Here is a 13,811-nt window from a genome sequence, read left to right as displayed (position 1 = left end):
CATGACCGAGAACGCCCTGAGCGCGCAGACCGACGAGGAGCTGCAGCGCAAGGCCAAGGACCACCTCTGGATGCACTTCGCACGCCAGTCGGTGCTCGAGGAGCACGGGGCCCCCATCATCGTGAAGGGCGACGGCCACCACATCTGGGACTCGCGGGGGAAGAAGTACTTCGACGGGCTCTCCGGCCTGTTCGTCGTGAACGCCGGACACGGCAGGCGCCGGCTCGCGGAGGTCGCGGCCAAGCAGGCGGAGGAGCTCGCCTTCTTCCCGCTGTGGTCGTACGCGCACCCCGCCGCGATCGAGCTCGCCGACCGGCTCGCCGACCACGCGCCCGGCGACCTCGACCGGGTGTTCTTCACCACGGGCGGCGGCGAGGCCGTCGAGACGGCCTTCAAGCTCGCCAAGTACTACTGGAAGCTGCAGGGGCGTCCCACCAAGCACAAGGTCATCTCGCGCTACGTCGCGTACCACGGCACCCCGCAGGGCGCGCTCGCCATCACCGGCATCCCGGCGATGAAGGAGATGTTCGAGCCCGTCACGCCGGGCGGCTTCCGGGTGCCGAACACCAACTTCTACCGCGCCGCCGAGATGGGCTACGAGGGCCAGAGCATCGAGGGCTTCGGGCAGTGGGCGGCGAACCGCATCGAGGAGATGATCGTGTTCGAGGGCCCCGAGACGGTCGCGGCCGTCTTCCTCGAGCCCGTGCAGAACTCCGGCGGATGCTTCCCGCCGCCCCCCGGCTACTTCCAGCGGGTGCGCGAGATCTGCGACAAGTACGACGTGCTGCTCGTGGCCGACGAGGTCATCACGGGCTTCGGCCGCATCGGCGACATGTTCGCGTCGACGACGTACGACATCCGCCCCGACATGATCACGTGCGCGAAGGGCATGACGAGCGGGTACTCCCCCATCGGCGCGTGCATCGTGAGCGACCGGCTCTATGAGCCGTTCCGCCACGGCACGACGGCGTTCTACCACGGCTACACCTTCGGAGGTCACCCGGTCTCGAGCGCGGTCGCCCTCGAGAACCTCGCGATCTTCGAGGAGGAGGGGCTCGTCGAGCGGGTCAAGCAGAACTCGCCCGTCTTCCGCGCGACGCTCGAGAAGCTGCTCGACCTGCCGATCGTCGGCGACGTGCGCGGCGACGGCTACTTCTTCGGCATCGAGCTCGTGAAGGACAAGACGACCCGCGAGACCTTCGACGACGACGAGTCGGAGCGCCTGCTGCGCGGCTTCCTCTCGAAGGCCCTGTTCGACGCGGGCCTCTACTGCCGCGCCGACGACCGCGGCGACCCCGTCGTGCAGCTGGCTCCCCCCCTCACGATCGGGCCCGCCGAGTTCGACGAGATCGAGGGGATCCTCCGCTCGGTGCTCACCGAGGCCTGGTCCCGCCTCTGACCGCCGCCCAGCCCGCTCCCGTCACCATCCCGGTTCCGTCACCATCCCATCTCAAGGACTCGGGCATCCCATTTCAAGGAGTCGATGTGACAGCTGGGGCTGGTGTCGGCTGATGAGCCCGGATGCGCTGGATGCGTCCTCGAGACCGGTCGCCCGAGTCCTTGAAATGGGATCCCTCGGGGCGCAGCTGAGGGGCGCACGGGGATGAACGAGTACCGGGAGCTGTCCTACTGGCACGACTCGGTCGCCGCGGCGGGCGACCCGCTCGAGAAGCGTCCGGGACTCGACGGGGACGCGGAGGCCGACGTCGCGATCGTCGGCGGCGGCCTGACGGGTCTGTGGACGGCCTGGTACCTGCTCGAGCGGGAGCCGGGCGCCCGCATCCTCGTGCTCGAGAAGGAGATCGCGGGCTTCGGCGCCTCCGGTCGCAACGGCGGATGGTGCTCGGCGCTGTTCCCGCGCGGGACGGCGTCCCTCGCGAAGACGCACGGGCGCGATGCCGCCCTCGCGATGCGCCGGGCGATGATCGACACGGTCGGCGAGGTCGGTCGGGCCGCGGCGGAGGCGGGCATCGACTGCGACTACGTGCGGGGCGGCACGCTCGTCTACGCGCGCTCCGAGGTGCAGGAGCGCGCCGCCCGCGCGGAGGTCGACGAGGCGGCCGGGTACGGGGTCGACCCGCTCGAGTGGTGGGATGCCGATCGGGCGCACGCCGCGGGCGCCCGGGGCGGCGTCTTCGACCCGAACTGCGCGCGGCTGCATCCGGGCAAGCTCGTGCGCGGGCTCGCCCGGGCGCTCGAGGCGCGCGGGGTGCGGATCGCCGAGGGCACGACCGTCACGCGCGTGGATCCCGGACGGGTCGAGACCTACCGCGGCGTGGTGACCGCCGACCGCGTCGTCATCGCGCTCGAGGGCTACGGCGCGACGCTCGCGCAGACCCACCGGCGCATCCTGCCGCTCTACTCGCTCATGATCGCCACCGAGCCGCTGCCTGCCGCCCTCTGGGACGAGCTCGGCATCCCCCACGGGCGCACCTTCAGCGACTACCGCAACCTCATCATCTACGGGCAGCGCACGGCCGACGACCGCTTCGCCTTCGGCGGTCGCGGGGCCCGCTACCACTGGGGCAGCGCCATCCGCGGCGGGTACGACCGGGTCGAGCGGGTGTTCGAGCACCTGCGGCGCACGCTCGGCGAGCTGTTCCCGGCGATCGGGGATGCGGAGGTCACCCACCGCTGGGGCGGGCCGCTCGGCGTGCCGCGCGACTGGCACGCCGCGGTGCGCTACGACCCGGCGACGCGCATCGCGTGGGCGGGCGGCTACGTCGGCGACGGCCTGTCGACCACGAACCTCGCCGGCCGCACGCTCGCCGAGCTGCTCACCGGCGCCGACCGCGAGTTGAGCCGGCTGCCCTGGGTCGGCCACCGCTCCCCCGACTGGGAGCCCGAGCCGCTGCGCTTCCTCGGCGCGAACGCCGGGCTCCTCGGGATGACGGCCGCCGACGTGGAGGAGCGTGTCACCGGGCGCGCCTCCCTCGCCGCCCGCGTGCTCGGCCCCCTCACCGGTCACTGACCGCGTCAGCCGAGTCGGCCCGCGTCGAGCGCGATGTAGCTCGTCTCCAGATACTCCTCGATGCCCTCGGAGCCGCCCTCGCGTCCGTACCCGCTCGACTTCCAGCCGCCGAAGGGCGCCGCGACGTTGGAGAGCACCCCGCGGTTGAGCCCGATCATGCCGGTCTCGAGGCGCTCCGCCACCCGGACCGCCCGGTCCAGGTCGCGCGTGAAGACATAGGAGGCGAGACCGTATTCGGAGGAGTTCGCCCAGCTGAGGACCTCATCCTCGTCCGAGAAGCCGACGACCGGGGCGACCGGGCCGAAGATCTCCTCCGTCACGAGCCGCGAGTCGTGGGGAACCGCGTCGACGACGGTGTGCGGGTAGTAGCTTCCGGCCCCTCGCGGGATCTCGCCTCGGAAGCGCACGACCGCGCCCGCCGAGGTCGCGGCGCCGACGAGCTCCTCGACCTTCGCCACCGCCGCCGTGTCGATGAGGGGGCCGATGCCCACCCCGGGCTCGGTGCCGCGGCCGATCCGTACGCCCGCGAACGCCTCCACGAGGCGGTCCACGAACTGCGCGCGCACACCCTCCTGGACGAAGATCCGATTGGCCGCCGTGCACGCCTCGCCGTTGTTGCGCAGCTTCGCACGCATCGCGGCCTCCACGGCGACATCGAGGTCGGCGTCGTCGAAGACGATGAAGGGCCCGTTGCCGCCGAGTTCGAGGGAGAGACGCAGCATCCGCTCGGCGGACTGCCGCACGAGCTCGCGCCCGACCTCGGTGGATCCCGTGAAGGAGAGCTTGCGCAGGCGAGCGTCCCCCATCAACCGAGCCACCACGCTGCGCGAGTCGCGCGTCGTGACGATCGAGACGACGTCTGCCGGAAGCCCCGCCTCGAGCAGCAGCGCACCGAGCGCGAGCATGGACAGCGGGGTCTGCTTGGCGGGCTTGACGATCGCCGTGCAACCGGCGGCGAGCGCCGGGCCGAGCTTGCGGGTGCCCATCGCGAGCGGGAAGTTCCAGGGCGTCACGAGCAGCGCCGGCCCGACCGGCTTCCGCATCGTCCAGATGCGCGACGCCCCGTCGGGTGCGACGCTCCAGCGGCCGTTGATTCGCACCGCCTCCTCCGAGAACCATCGGAGGTAGTCCGCCGCGTAGGCGACCTCGGCGTGCGACTCGGCGAGCGGCTTGCCCATCTCGAGCGTCATGACGAGCGCGAGCTCGTCGCTGCGCTCGAGCATGAGCTCGTAGCAGCGGCGGAGGATGTCGGCACGCTCGCGCGGTGGGGTACGGCCCCAGCGGTTCTGGGCGTCGGCGGCCGTCGCGAGGGCGAGCTCGGCATCCGCGACCGAGCCGTCGGCGACGTGCGCGATCGTCTCGCCCGTCGACGGGTCGTCGACCGCGAAGGTCGCGCCGCCCTCCGCCTCGCGCCATCCGTCGATGAGCAGGGTCGTCGGCACGGCGGCGACCGCCGCCGCCTCCGCGGCAGCGAGGCTCACCGGGGAACCTCCTTCCCGGCGGCCGAGAGCTCCTCGACCATGATCGGCACGCCGACGGTCACGGCGTGGATGCCCAGCACGCTCGAGATCTCCATGACCTCGAGGATCTGCCCCACCGTCGCACCGTGGTTGAGCGCGTTGCGGATGTGGAGCTTCGTCCCGGGCACGTAGAGGTGCGTCGCCGCGATGTCGTAGGAGATGTAGATGAGCTCCTTCTCGGCGGGCGTGAGCGCTCCCGTACGCCACGGGACCGACGAGAACTCGGTGTAGGCGCCGAACATCTCGGGGTCGAGTTCGAGCATCTCGTTCCAGAAGTCGTGCCAGTAGCCACGCACCCGCGTGAACTCGGCCTTGAGCTCCTCCCGCCGCGCATCGAGCGGCGCGGGTCCCGTGCGCCCGCGCTCCTCGAGCACCTCGACGAGCAGGGGGACGCCGATGTTCATGGTGTGGATGCCGAGGGTCGCGGCGAGCTCGAGCACCTCGACGATCTCGGCGGGCGTCGCGCCGAACTCGATCGCCCGCCGCATGTGGGCGCGGATCCCCGGCTCGTGAAGGTGCGTCGCCGCGGCGTTCCAGGCGAGATAGCAGAGCTCCTTGAACTTGTCGCTCAGCTCGTTCTTCGTCCAGGGCACCTGATACATGTCCAGGTAGGCGGCGACGAAGTCCGGGTCGACGGCGAGCACGGTGTCCCACGGCGCTCCCCAACTGCCGCGCGCGGCGATGTACCGGTCCTTGATCTCCTGCTGTTTCGGGGTGAGCGTCATCGCTCGGCTCCTCGTGTCTGGTCGACGGCGTGCGGGCACGCCCCTCCGCCGACGGCGTGGGTGGGTGGTCCGCGGCGGCGACCTCAGTCGCCGGAGCGGATGTGGTGCAGGGCGGTCACGGACGCCGCCCGGATGTGCTCGGTGGTGCGGCGCGCGGCGAGCTCGGCATCGCGCTCCTTGATGGCGTCGACGATCCCCTGCAGCTCCCGGACCGCGGCGAAGGTGCGCCCCTCCTCCGAGAGCGACGTCGCGCGCAGCACCTGCACGCGGGCCTGGATGCCCTCGAGCAGCTGCTGCAGCGCGGTGCTGTTCGCCCCCTCGATGAGCACGACGTAGAACTTGTCCTTGGCCGCGAGGATCTGCCGGATGTCGGCGGTGCGGATCGACGCATCGGCGAACCCCTGTACGGCCTGCTCGAGTCGCCGCACCTGCTCGTCGCTCGCGCGTTCGATGAAGCGTTGCACGACGAGCGACTCCAGCGCGGCGCGCACCTCGTAGAGGTCGAGCGCGTCGTCGGGGGTGGGCGTCGCCACGACGGCTCCCCGCTGGGGCACGACCGTCACGAGACCCTCCGAGGTGAGTTCGCGCAGGGCCTCACGCACCGTCGTACGGGAGACGCCGAGCTGCTCCATCAACTCGCGTTCGACGAGTCGCTGACCGGGCTTGAGGTGGAAGTCGAGGATCGCCTGGCGCAGCGATGCCAGCACCTGCTCGCGCAGAGGGGCGGCCACCCGCCCGATGGGCTGGGCGTTCCAGGATTCCGCCAGGGAGTTCTCGCGCGCCATCTCTCCGCTTCCAGTTGTGCGATCGCCAGGTTGTCCGACATCGTGACTAGATCGTCATCTTAGGCCCCTCCCCTCGCCTGAACCCACTTCGCCACCTCGGTGTGGTCGGCGCGTTCCGGGAGTCCCTCTGCCGCGCGCGCCCACAGCTCGACCGCATCGGCCCCGAGCGCACTCGGTGCACCGAGCTGATCGGCGAGACCCACCGCGATGCGCATGTCCTTGAGCATGAGCCGCAGACCGAATCCGGAGTCGTAGCGTCCCGTGAGCACGAAGTTCGGCCACTTGTTCTCGGTCGAACCGCTGCGTCCGCTCGAGCTGTTGAAGATCGACAGCATGACCTCGGGGTCGAGACCGAAGCGCTGCCCCACCGCCATCGCCTCGGCGGTGATCCACAGATGGGTCGCCGACAGGAGGTTGTTGAGCGCCTTGATGGCATGCCCCGACCCCACGGGACCCGCGTGCACGACCGTGCCGAGCTCCTCGAGCACCGGACGCACGCGCGCGACGGCGGTGTTCGATCCGCCGACCATGATCGTGAGACTCCCCGCGACGGCCCCCTTCACCCCGCCCGAGACGGGCGCATCGACGAGCTCCACCCCCCGGGCGTCGAGGCGCGCCGCGAGGGCGCGCGTCGCCGCCGGCTCCGACGAGCTCATGTCGACCACGATCGAGCCGGGCACGAGCGCCGCGAGCAGGCCCTCGTCGCCGATCACCTGCTCGACCACGCGCGAGTCCGGGAGCATGAGGATGAGCAGTCCTGCGTCGGAGGCCGCCTCGGCGAGCGATCCCGCCGGTTCGCCTCCCGCCTCCGCGAGCGCTCTGCGGGTTTCCTCGGAGACATCGAAGCCGCGCACCCGGTGGCCGGCCGCGACGAGGCGGCGGGACATGGGCGCACCCATGTTCCCGAGCCCGACGAAGCCGACGGGGACGGTGCTCGCGGGCCCATCGCTCACTGGCGCATCTCCTGGATGACCCGCTCCGCCACGCGGAACGACTCGAGCGACGCCGGCACGCCGACGTAGATCGCGGTCTGCAGGAGGACCTCCTGGATCTCCTGCTCGGTGACCCCGTTGTTGAGGGCGCCGCGGACGTGGACGGCCAGCTCGTGCGAACGGTTGAGCGCCGTCAGCATCGCGATGTTGATGAGGCTGCGCGTCGCACGCGGCAGACCGTCGCGGCTCCAGATCTCGCCCCAGCAGTACTCGGTCACGAGCTCCTGGATGGGCTTGGAGAACTCGGAGACCTGGGCGAGCGAGCGCTCGACGTGGGCGTCGCCCAGCACCGCACGCCGCACGGCCATGCCGCGTTCGAAGGTCTCCTGGTGGGTGGTCTCAGTGGTCATCGGTGGTGTCCTTCTTCTCGCTGGGTGTCGCCTCGTATTCGGCGGGGGTTACCTCGTCCGACCACACCGTCGATCCGAGTGAGATCGCGGTGTGGGTGAGGAAGCTGTCGGGGGCTGCGCCGTGCCAATGCCGCTCGCCCGGGGGGATCCAGATCCAGTCGCCCGTCCGGATGGGCTCGGGGGATCGACCGTGGGTGCAGATGAGCCCGTAGCCGGCATCCACCCGGAGGATCTGCCCGTGCTCATGGTGGTGCCAGTGGGTGCGGGCGCCCGGGGCGAAGGTGACCGTGTTGATGATCACCCCGTCGGTCGCGGGCAGCACCGAGTCGCCTACGGCGTCGCCCGTGAAGTTGGATGCCTTACCGGGCGCGACGCGGCTCTCGTTGGCGTGACGGATGATCATTCGCCCTCCTCGGGGTCGTGCAGGCGGATGCCGCCGGAGACGTCGCCGATCGCGTCGACGACGGTGTTGCTGATCTGGTCGGCGTAGCCGAGCTGGCGGGCCAGCCCGAAGGCGGCGAGCGGCGCCGGCGCGTTGAGCGCCGCGACGCCGAGTTCCGAGAGCAGCTCGGTGTAGAGCACGACGTCCTTCATCATGAGCGTGTTGGTGAGCCCGCCCTTGAGGTAGTCGCCCGTGATGATCTTCGGGAACCGGTTCAGGGTCGCGAAGTTCACGCCGGAGCTCTTGTTGAAGACGTCGAGCACCGTGGCGAGGTCGAGTCCCGCCTTCTTGGCCGCCACCATCACCTCGGCGGTCGCCGACAGGGCGATCGCGTTGAGGAAGTTGTTGAGCAGCTTCGTGGTGTGCCCGGCGCCCGGCCCGCCGACGTGGAAGACGTTGCTCGCGAAGGGCGACATCGCATCCCGCACCTTCTCGAGCTCCTCGAGCTCGCCGCCGACCATGAGGGTGAGCGTCCCCGCCTCCGCGGCGGCGGCCCCGCCCGAGATCCCCGCGTCGAGGTAGCCGACGCGGCGTTCCCAGGCCAGGTCGTGCAGTCGGCGCGTGGATGCGGGTGCCGAGGTGCTCAGGTCGACGATGACGGTGCCCGCGCGCGCCGCGGCGAGCACGCCGTCGTCGCCGAGCACGACCGCCTCGACGACGTGACTGTCGGGCAGCGAGAGGAACACGATGTCGCTTCCCGCGGCGAGCTCCGCGGCGGAGGGCGCCGGGTCCGCGCCCGCCGCCTCCGCGGCGCCCGGCTGCGGGTCGAACCCCCGCACACGTGTGCCGGCGTCGACGAGGCGGCGCGTCATCCGTCCGCCCATGTTGCCGAGGCCGATGAATCCGATGTCGGTCATGCTCCGCTCCAGTTCCCGCTGTTCCGATAGAGCGGCTCGTCGACCGCCCGGGTGTCCCATGCGCCCGCGCCACCCGATGGCCGCACGGTGTTGACGATCGTCGCGCCGCCGTCCGCGCTCACGAGCTGGCCGGTGACGTACCCGGCGTCCTCGCTCAGGAGGAACGCGACGACGCCCGCGATCTCCTCGGGGGTGCCCGCCCGCCGCAGCGGGGTCGTCGAGGCGCGCCGAGTCATGTCGTTCTTGCCTCCCGAGTCGTCGGCCGCGCTCGCGAACAGCTCCGTCGGCACGATGCCGGGTGCGACCGCGTTGACGCGGATGCCGAGCGGACCGCCGTAGACGGCCGCCCCGTGCACGAGACCCGTGACCGCGTGCTTGGAGGTGTGGTACGCGAGCAGGTCGGCGGCTCCGGTCAGGCTCGCGATGGAGGCGGTGAGCACGATCGAGCCGGCGCTCCCCTGCGTCGAGAACTGCCGGAACGCGCCTCGGAGGCCGAGGAACTGGCCGCGCACGTTGACCGCCATGACGCGCTCGAACTCCGCGAGCGGCAGCTCCGGCAACGGGATGAACGCGCCGAAGATGCCGGCGTTGAGGTGGTGCAGGTCGATGCGCCCGAAGCGCTCGACGGCCCGGCGCAGGTAGTCCTCGACCTGCGCCTCCTCGGCGACGTCGGCGCGCACGACGAGGGTCTCGCCCGCGATCGTCTCCGCGACCCGGGTCGCGGCATCCTCGTCGACGTCGACGAGCACGACGCGTGCTCCCTCCGCGCCGAGCCTCCGGGCCGAGGCGCGTCCGAGACCACTGCCCGCACCGGTGACGACGGCCACGCATCCGTCGAACCGCCCGCTCATGCGCGCCTCCCGATGACGGCGGCGTCGCCCGCGAGCGGGGCGCCGAGGGCGGCGAAACCGTCGAGGGTGCCCGGGTCGTGCCCCGGCACGAGGTGCCTCACGGTCCCGTCGTCGAGCAGCTCTCGGATGCGGTCGAAACCCGCGTACATGTCGACGAGGTTCGCGACCGACATGAACGGCAGGTCCGCCTCGTACTCCTCCAGGTAGTGCACCGCGTCGGAGGCGAGCAGCACGGGTCCCTCGGAGGTCTGCACGATCACGACCGACTGGCCGGGGGTGTGACCGCCCACCCGCAGCATCCGGATGCCGGGGGCGACGTCGACCTCGTCCTCGAAGAGGTCGATGCGGCCGTCGCCGTCGGCGGCGACGAGCGCCGCGATCTCCTCGTCCTCGGCCGAGTGGTGGAACTGGGCACGGTGGGCATGCGGCCCCGTCCAGAACTCGAGTTCGGCGCGCGCCATCCGGATGCGGGACGCCGGGAAGTCGGCCACGTGACCCGTGTGGTCGTAGTGCGCGTGCGTGAGGAGGATCTCCGGAGCCGTCTCGGGGGTGATGCCGAGCCGTGCCCACGCCTCGAGTGGCGGCACGACCGTCGTGCGGTTCCGGCGCGCCCCACCGGCCGCCGAGAAGCCCGTGTCCACGAGGATCGTGCGCGCCTCGTTGCGCACCACCCAGACGAAGTAGTCCATCCGGATGGGCCCATCGGGCTCGTGATAGAGCGGGTAGTTGAGGAACACCTCGCCGCGGGTCGTCTCACGCGTGCCGTAGCGCACGATGATGACCTCGTACGTGTCGTCGCTCATCGTCTCTCCCCTCTCGTCGTCTCGTCTGTCATGTCCATCGGTTTAGCCCAGGTACGCATCGATCAGGGCGCGACCCTCCGCGCCGATGTCGTCCGCACGCCCCTCGTCGACGATCCGCCCGCCGTAGACCACGTAGACCCGATCGCACACCTCGAGTGCCAGGTCGACGCGCTGTTCGACGAGCAGGATCGAGTGGTCGCGCTCGCGCAGCCGCCGCAGCGCCGCCGAGAGGTCGGCGATCGCGAGCGGCGCGAGGCCGAGCGAGGGCTCGTCGAGGAGCATGAGCGAGGGGTCGCTCATCATCATGCGGCCGATGGCGACCATCTGCTGCTCGCCACCCGACAGCGCCGTCGCCTCCCGCCTGCGGTACCGCTCGACGACGGGGAACAGCTCGAAGACGCTCTCCAGCAGCTGCTCCGTACGCTCGCGGTCGCGTCGATGGCGGAGGCCTCCGAGACGCAGGTTGTCCTCCACGCTCTGCCCGACGAACAGCCGCCTGCCCTCCGGGACCATCGCCGCGTGTCCGCGCGCGATGCGGTGCGGTGGCAGCGAGCCGACGTCGACGCCGTCGATCTCGACCCGTCCGCGACGACGCGCGAGCAGCCCGGTGAGGGCGCGCATGATGGTGGTCTTGCCTGCGCCGTTGGGACCGAGCAGGGCCACCGCCTCACCGCGTCCGACACGGAAGGCGATGTCGTGGATGACGTCGAAGCGGTCGTAGCCGCCGCTCAGCCCCTCGACGACGAGGGTGTCGCTGTTCTCGCTCATTGCCCCAGGTAGACCTCTCTGACGCGTTCGTTCTCCCGTACCTCGGCGGCGGCGCCGCTCGTCACGAGCTCCCCCGCGGCGAGCACGGTCACGTCGTCGCAGTTGTCGAAGATGAAGCGGGTCTGGTGTTCGATGACGATCACCGTGACGCCGCGTTCGCGCAGTCGGCGCAGGATCTGCGCGACGTGCGTGACCTCCGCGCCCGAGAGGCCGGCGAGCGGCTCATCGAGCACGAGCACGCTCGGCTCCGAGACGATCGAGGACGCGAGTTGGGTGAGCTGCTCCACGCCATGCGGCACGTCGCGCACCGGCATCGGATGCCAGCTCGCGTCGAGACCGACGGCGGCGAGCGCCGTGGAGGCCCGCGCGCGGAGCTCCCGTCCGTCACGCCGCGCACCCGGCAGCAAAGGCCAGATGACCGACCGCGCGGCGATCCCGCGCACCGTGCTGTAGAGCCCGATGGTGGTGTTCTCCCGCAGCGACAGCTCGCGCACGAGCACCGCGCTCTGGAAGGTGCGCATGAGCCCGTGCCGGGGACGGGCGGGCGCCCCGAGTCGCTCGACCCGCACCCCACCCAGCTCGATCGAGCCGGATGCCGGGCGCAGTTCCCCCGAGATGAGGTTGACGAGCGTCGACTTCCCCGAGCCGTTCGGCCCGATGAGTCCGTGGATGGTCCCCCGTCGCACGATCATGTCGACGTCGCGCAGCACGGGTACGCCCGGCACGTAGCCGAAGCGGATGCCGCGGGCGGCGAGAGCGACCTCTTCGGCCGGCTCCCCCTGCTGCGCGGCCTCGGCGATCGGTGCGACCTCGACCTCGGTGATCGCCGCCTCGCGCTCCTCGACGCCGCGACGCGCCTGGCCGCGTCCCCGGATGCGGCGCACGAGCTGCTCGGCGATGCCGACGATGCCGCGGGGGAAGAAGACGATGACCGCGACGAAGACCGCGCCGAAGACGACGTTCTGCCAGAACGGGTCGATCTTCACGACGAACGGGAAGACGCTCACGAGCACCGCACCGAGGATCGGTCCGAACCTCGTGTTCATGCCGCCGATGATGACCATGACGAGGAGATAGACCGACTGCACCCAGCCGAACTGTCCCGGTGACTGGTAGACGAGGAACGAGAACACCCATCCGGCCATCGCTGCGAGGCCCGCCGAGAGGGCGAAGACACCGACCTTGACGAGCGCGGTGCGCACACCGTTCGCCCGCGCGTACGGTTCGGCGTCGCGCACCGCGAGCAGCACCGGATAGAACGCCGAGGCCCGGATGCTCCACACGATGACCACCGCGACGATGAGCACGGCAGCGACGGCCCAGACGACCGAGCGGCCCAGCACGTTCTGCACGGCGAGCGGGAACGCCGGGAAGATCGGCCCCGACAGCCCCTGCAGGCCCATCGTCCAGGACGAGTTGCTGAGCACGACGTACACGATGATCGTGAAGATGAAGGTCGTGATGGAGAAGTAGAGGCCGCTCACGCGGAGCGACAGCGCCCCGAGGAGCGCCCCGACGATCCCCGCGCCGACGATCACGATCGGCAGCAGGAGGAACACGTCGAGGTGGAGGTACCTGCTGAGCAAGGTGGTGCCGTACGCGCCGATCGCGAAGAGACCCGCGTGGCCGAGGGAGTAGAGCCCCACGTATCCGGCGACGAGGTCCAGGCTCACGGCGAGCACGACGTAGACGGCGGCGACCGTGACGATGCTCTGGAGCCCGAAGTTGCCCTTCGCGACCACCCAGGTGCCCACCAGCACGGCGAGCAGGAGGAGCACGCCGCCGACCCAGCGATTGCGGGTGAGGAGCGCGTTCATGCGCGGCCTCCCGTCGCGAGCGCGGGACGGCGGAAGATGCGTCGCAGCTCCGAACCCGAGGCGAACACGCCGTTCGGGGTCAGCAGCAGCACGAGGAGCACCAGCACGAACGGGAACCAGTCGGATGCCTGCGCGCCGATGTAGGTGTTCGCCGCGATCGACAGCACGCCCAGCACGAGACCTCCTCCCAGAGCTGCGGCGGGGCGCTGGACGCCTCCGATCATGAGCGCGATGAAGCCGAAGATGCCGTAGGTGTCACCCAGGTACGGGTTGCCGTAGGTGATGGGGCCCACGAGGATGCCGGCGAGCCCCGCCAGGAGGCCGCCGACCGCGAAGGAGCCGACGGCGAAGGCGGTGACGTTGGCGCCGACCGTGCCGGCGATCTCCGGATCGGTCGAGATCGCCATCCCCAGCTTGCCGAGCAGCGTGTGGCGGCGCAGCAGCGCCCAGCCGACGATCGCGAGCAGCCCGATCGCGAGGGTCACGAGCTCCTGCACCGTGATGGTCGCACCGGGGAGCCGGATGGGGATGGCGTGCCAGCCCCGCGGGAAGGGCTGCGAGGCGGGGCCGAAGATGAGGGCGAAGACCGACTGGATGACGATCGCGACCCCGAGGGTCGACACGAGCCAGGCGAAACTGAAGCGATCGAACCGCAGCACGGGACGCACCGCGACGAAGTAGGTGGCGACGCCCAGCAGCGCCGAGAGCAGGAGGGCGAGCACGATCGCGACGCCGTCAGGCAGGCCGAGCTTCACGAGGCCGACGGTCGTGAGGATCGACACCATGAGCAACTGCCCGGTGGCGAAGTTGATGACCTTGGTCACGTAGAACACCACGGCGAACGCCATGGCGACGAGGCCGTAGATCGTTCCGACCGCGAGGCCGGAGAGGAGTACCTGGAGCATGGATGACCTTCGAGAACTGTTCCCG

General features: G+C 70.8%; 14 protein-coding genes. 2 read left to right on the top strand and 12 right to left on the bottom strand.

The features are described 5' to 3' along the window. Position 1: 1 nt before the first annotated feature. Complete coding sequence (locus tag D7I47_RS11560; RefSeq protein WP_405083435.1) at positions 2-1,399, top strand: aspartate aminotransferase family protein; 1,398 nt, start codon at positions 2-4, stop codon at positions 1,397-1,399. Positions 1,400-1,603: 204 nt separating this feature from the next. Next, positions 1,604-2,971 carry an NAD(P)/FAD-dependent oxidoreductase gene (locus D7I47_RS11555; RefSeq protein WP_120763194.1) on the top strand — a complete coding sequence of 456 codons (1,368 nt, stop codon included), beginning with the start codon at positions 1,604-1,606 and terminating at the stop codon, positions 2,969-2,971. Positions 2,972-2,976: 5 nt separating this feature from the next. On the opposite strand, the gene D7I47_RS11550 is transcribed toward D7I47_RS11555, so the two are convergent. The 12 genes from D7I47_RS11550 to D7I47_RS11495 all read right to left on the bottom strand — a co-directional run bounded on the left by D7I47_RS11550 (position 2,977) and on the right by D7I47_RS11495 (position 13,786). Further along, positions 2,977-4,452, bottom strand: a complete 1,476-nt coding sequence (locus D7I47_RS11550) for an NAD-dependent succinate-semialdehyde dehydrogenase (protein WP_120763193.1) — start codon at positions 4,450-4,452, stop codon at positions 2,977-2,979. Further along, the gene (locus D7I47_RS11545) at positions 4,449-5,216 is read right to left on the bottom strand and encodes a carboxymuconolactone decarboxylase family protein (protein ID WP_120763192.1); all 768 of its coding nucleotides are present in this window, start codon (positions 5,214-5,216) and stop codon (positions 4,449-4,451) included. Before D7I47_RS11545 ends, D7I47_RS11550 begins: the two co-directional genes overlap by 4 nt. Before the next feature lie 83 nt (positions 5,217-5,299). Beyond that, on the bottom strand, positions 5,300-6,001 hold the full coding sequence (locus tag D7I47_RS11540) for a GntR family transcriptional regulator (RefSeq protein WP_120763191.1): 702 nt from the start codon (positions 5,999-6,001) through the stop codon (positions 5,300-5,302). 59 nt (positions 6,002-6,060) lie between these two features. Further along, the gene (locus tag D7I47_RS11535; RefSeq protein ID WP_227000650.1) at positions 6,061-6,954 is read right to left on the bottom strand and encodes an NAD(P)-dependent oxidoreductase; all 894 of its coding nucleotides are present in this window, start codon (positions 6,952-6,954) and stop codon (positions 6,061-6,063) included. Beyond that, positions 6,951-7,343, bottom strand: a complete 393-nt coding sequence (gene pcaC / locus D7I47_RS11530; RefSeq protein WP_120763190.1) for a 4-carboxymuconolactone decarboxylase — start codon at positions 7,341-7,343, stop codon at positions 6,951-6,953. Before pcaC ends, D7I47_RS11535 begins: the two co-directional genes overlap by 4 nt. After that, positions 7,333-7,746: a cupin domain-containing protein gene (locus tag D7I47_RS11525; RefSeq protein WP_120763189.1), complete on the bottom strand. Its 414-nt coding sequence runs from the start codon at positions 7,744-7,746 to the stop codon at positions 7,333-7,335. The genes pcaC and D7I47_RS11525 overlap by 11 nt, the downstream gene beginning before the upstream one ends. Next, positions 7,743-8,642 carry an NAD(P)-dependent oxidoreductase gene (locus D7I47_RS11520; RefSeq protein ID WP_120763188.1) on the bottom strand — a complete coding sequence of 300 codons (900 nt, stop codon included), beginning with the start codon at positions 8,640-8,642 and terminating at the stop codon, positions 7,743-7,745. The genes D7I47_RS11525 and D7I47_RS11520 overlap by 4 nt, the downstream gene beginning before the upstream one ends. Beyond that, on the bottom strand, positions 8,639-9,493 hold the full coding sequence (locus tag D7I47_RS11515; protein ID WP_120763187.1) for an SDR family NAD(P)-dependent oxidoreductase: 855 nt from the start codon (positions 9,491-9,493) through the stop codon (positions 8,639-8,641). The genes D7I47_RS11520 and D7I47_RS11515 overlap by 4 nt, the downstream gene beginning before the upstream one ends. After that, entirely contained in the window at positions 9,490-10,296 is an 807-nt protein-coding gene (locus D7I47_RS11510; protein ID WP_120763186.1) for an N-acyl homoserine lactonase family protein, read from the bottom strand. The genes D7I47_RS11515 and D7I47_RS11510 overlap by 4 nt, the downstream gene beginning before the upstream one ends. 42 nt (positions 10,297-10,338) lie before the next feature. Further along, entirely contained in the window at positions 10,339-11,064 is a 726-nt protein-coding gene (locus tag D7I47_RS11505) for an ABC transporter ATP-binding protein (protein WP_120763185.1), read from the bottom strand. Beyond that, positions 11,061-12,881: a branched-chain amino acid ABC transporter ATP-binding protein/permease gene (locus tag D7I47_RS11500; protein ID WP_120763184.1), complete on the bottom strand. Its 1,821-nt coding sequence runs from the start codon at positions 12,879-12,881 to the stop codon at positions 11,061-11,063. The genes D7I47_RS11505 and D7I47_RS11500 overlap by 4 nt, the downstream gene beginning before the upstream one ends. After that, positions 12,878-13,786 (bottom strand): branched-chain amino acid ABC transporter permease, encoded by a 909-nt coding sequence (locus D7I47_RS11495; RefSeq protein WP_120763183.1) that lies wholly within the window; start codon positions 13,784-13,786, stop codon positions 12,878-12,880. Before D7I47_RS11495 ends, D7I47_RS11500 begins: the two co-directional genes overlap by 4 nt. Positions 13,787-13,811 lie beyond the last annotated feature (25 nt).

It is taken from the genome of Protaetiibacter intestinalis, from assembly GCF_003627075.1.
GTDB classification, from domain to species: Bacteria; Actinomycetota; Actinomycetes; order Actinomycetales; family Microbacteriaceae; genus Homoserinibacter; species Homoserinibacter intestinalis.
Note: the sequence above shows the minus strand (reverse complement) of the source record. Positions and strands in the feature narration are given on the sequence as shown.

Coding starts and splice junctions, on each gene's coding strand:
- D7I47_RS11540 (WP_120763191.1), bottom strand. CDS start 6,001: ATGGCGCGCGAGAACTCCCTGGCGGAATCCTGGAACGCCCAGCCCATC.
- D7I47_RS11545 (WP_120763192.1), bottom strand. CDS start 5,216: ATGACGCTCACCCCGAAACAGCAGGAGATCAAGGACCGGTACATCGCC.
- D7I47_RS11495 (WP_120763183.1), bottom strand. CDS start 13,786: ATGCTCCAGGTACTCCTCTCCGGCCTCGCGGTCGGAACGATCTACGGC.
- D7I47_RS11555 (WP_120763194.1), top strand. CDS start 1,604: ATGAACGAGTACCGGGAGCTGTCCTACTGGCACGACTCGGTCGCCGCG.
- D7I47_RS11560 (WP_405083435.1), top strand. CDS start 2: ATGACCGAGAACGCCCTGAGCGCGCAGACCGACGAGGAGCTGCAGCGC.
- D7I47_RS11500 (WP_120763184.1), bottom strand. CDS start 12,881: ATGAACGCGCTCCTCACCCGCAATCGCTGGGTCGGCGGCGTGCTCCTC.
- D7I47_RS11510 (WP_120763186.1), bottom strand. CDS start 10,296: ATGAGCGACGACACGTACGAGGTCATCATCGTGCGCTACGGCACGCGT.
- D7I47_RS11515 (WP_120763187.1), bottom strand. CDS start 9,493: ATGAGCGGGCGGTTCGACGGATGCGTGGCCGTCGTCACCGGTGCGGGC.
- D7I47_RS11520 (WP_120763188.1), bottom strand. CDS start 8,642: ATGACCGACATCGGATTCATCGGCCTCGGCAACATGGGCGGACGGATG.
- pcaC (WP_120763190.1), bottom strand. CDS start 7,343: ATGACCACTGAGACCACCCACCAGGAGACCTTCGAACGCGGCATGGCC.
- D7I47_RS11525 (WP_120763189.1), bottom strand. CDS start 7,746: ATGATCATCCGTCACGCCAACGAGAGCCGCGTCGCGCCCGGTAAGGCA.
- D7I47_RS11505 (WP_120763185.1), bottom strand. CDS start 11,064: ATGAGCGAGAACAGCGACACCCTCGTCGTCGAGGGGCTGAGCGGCGGC.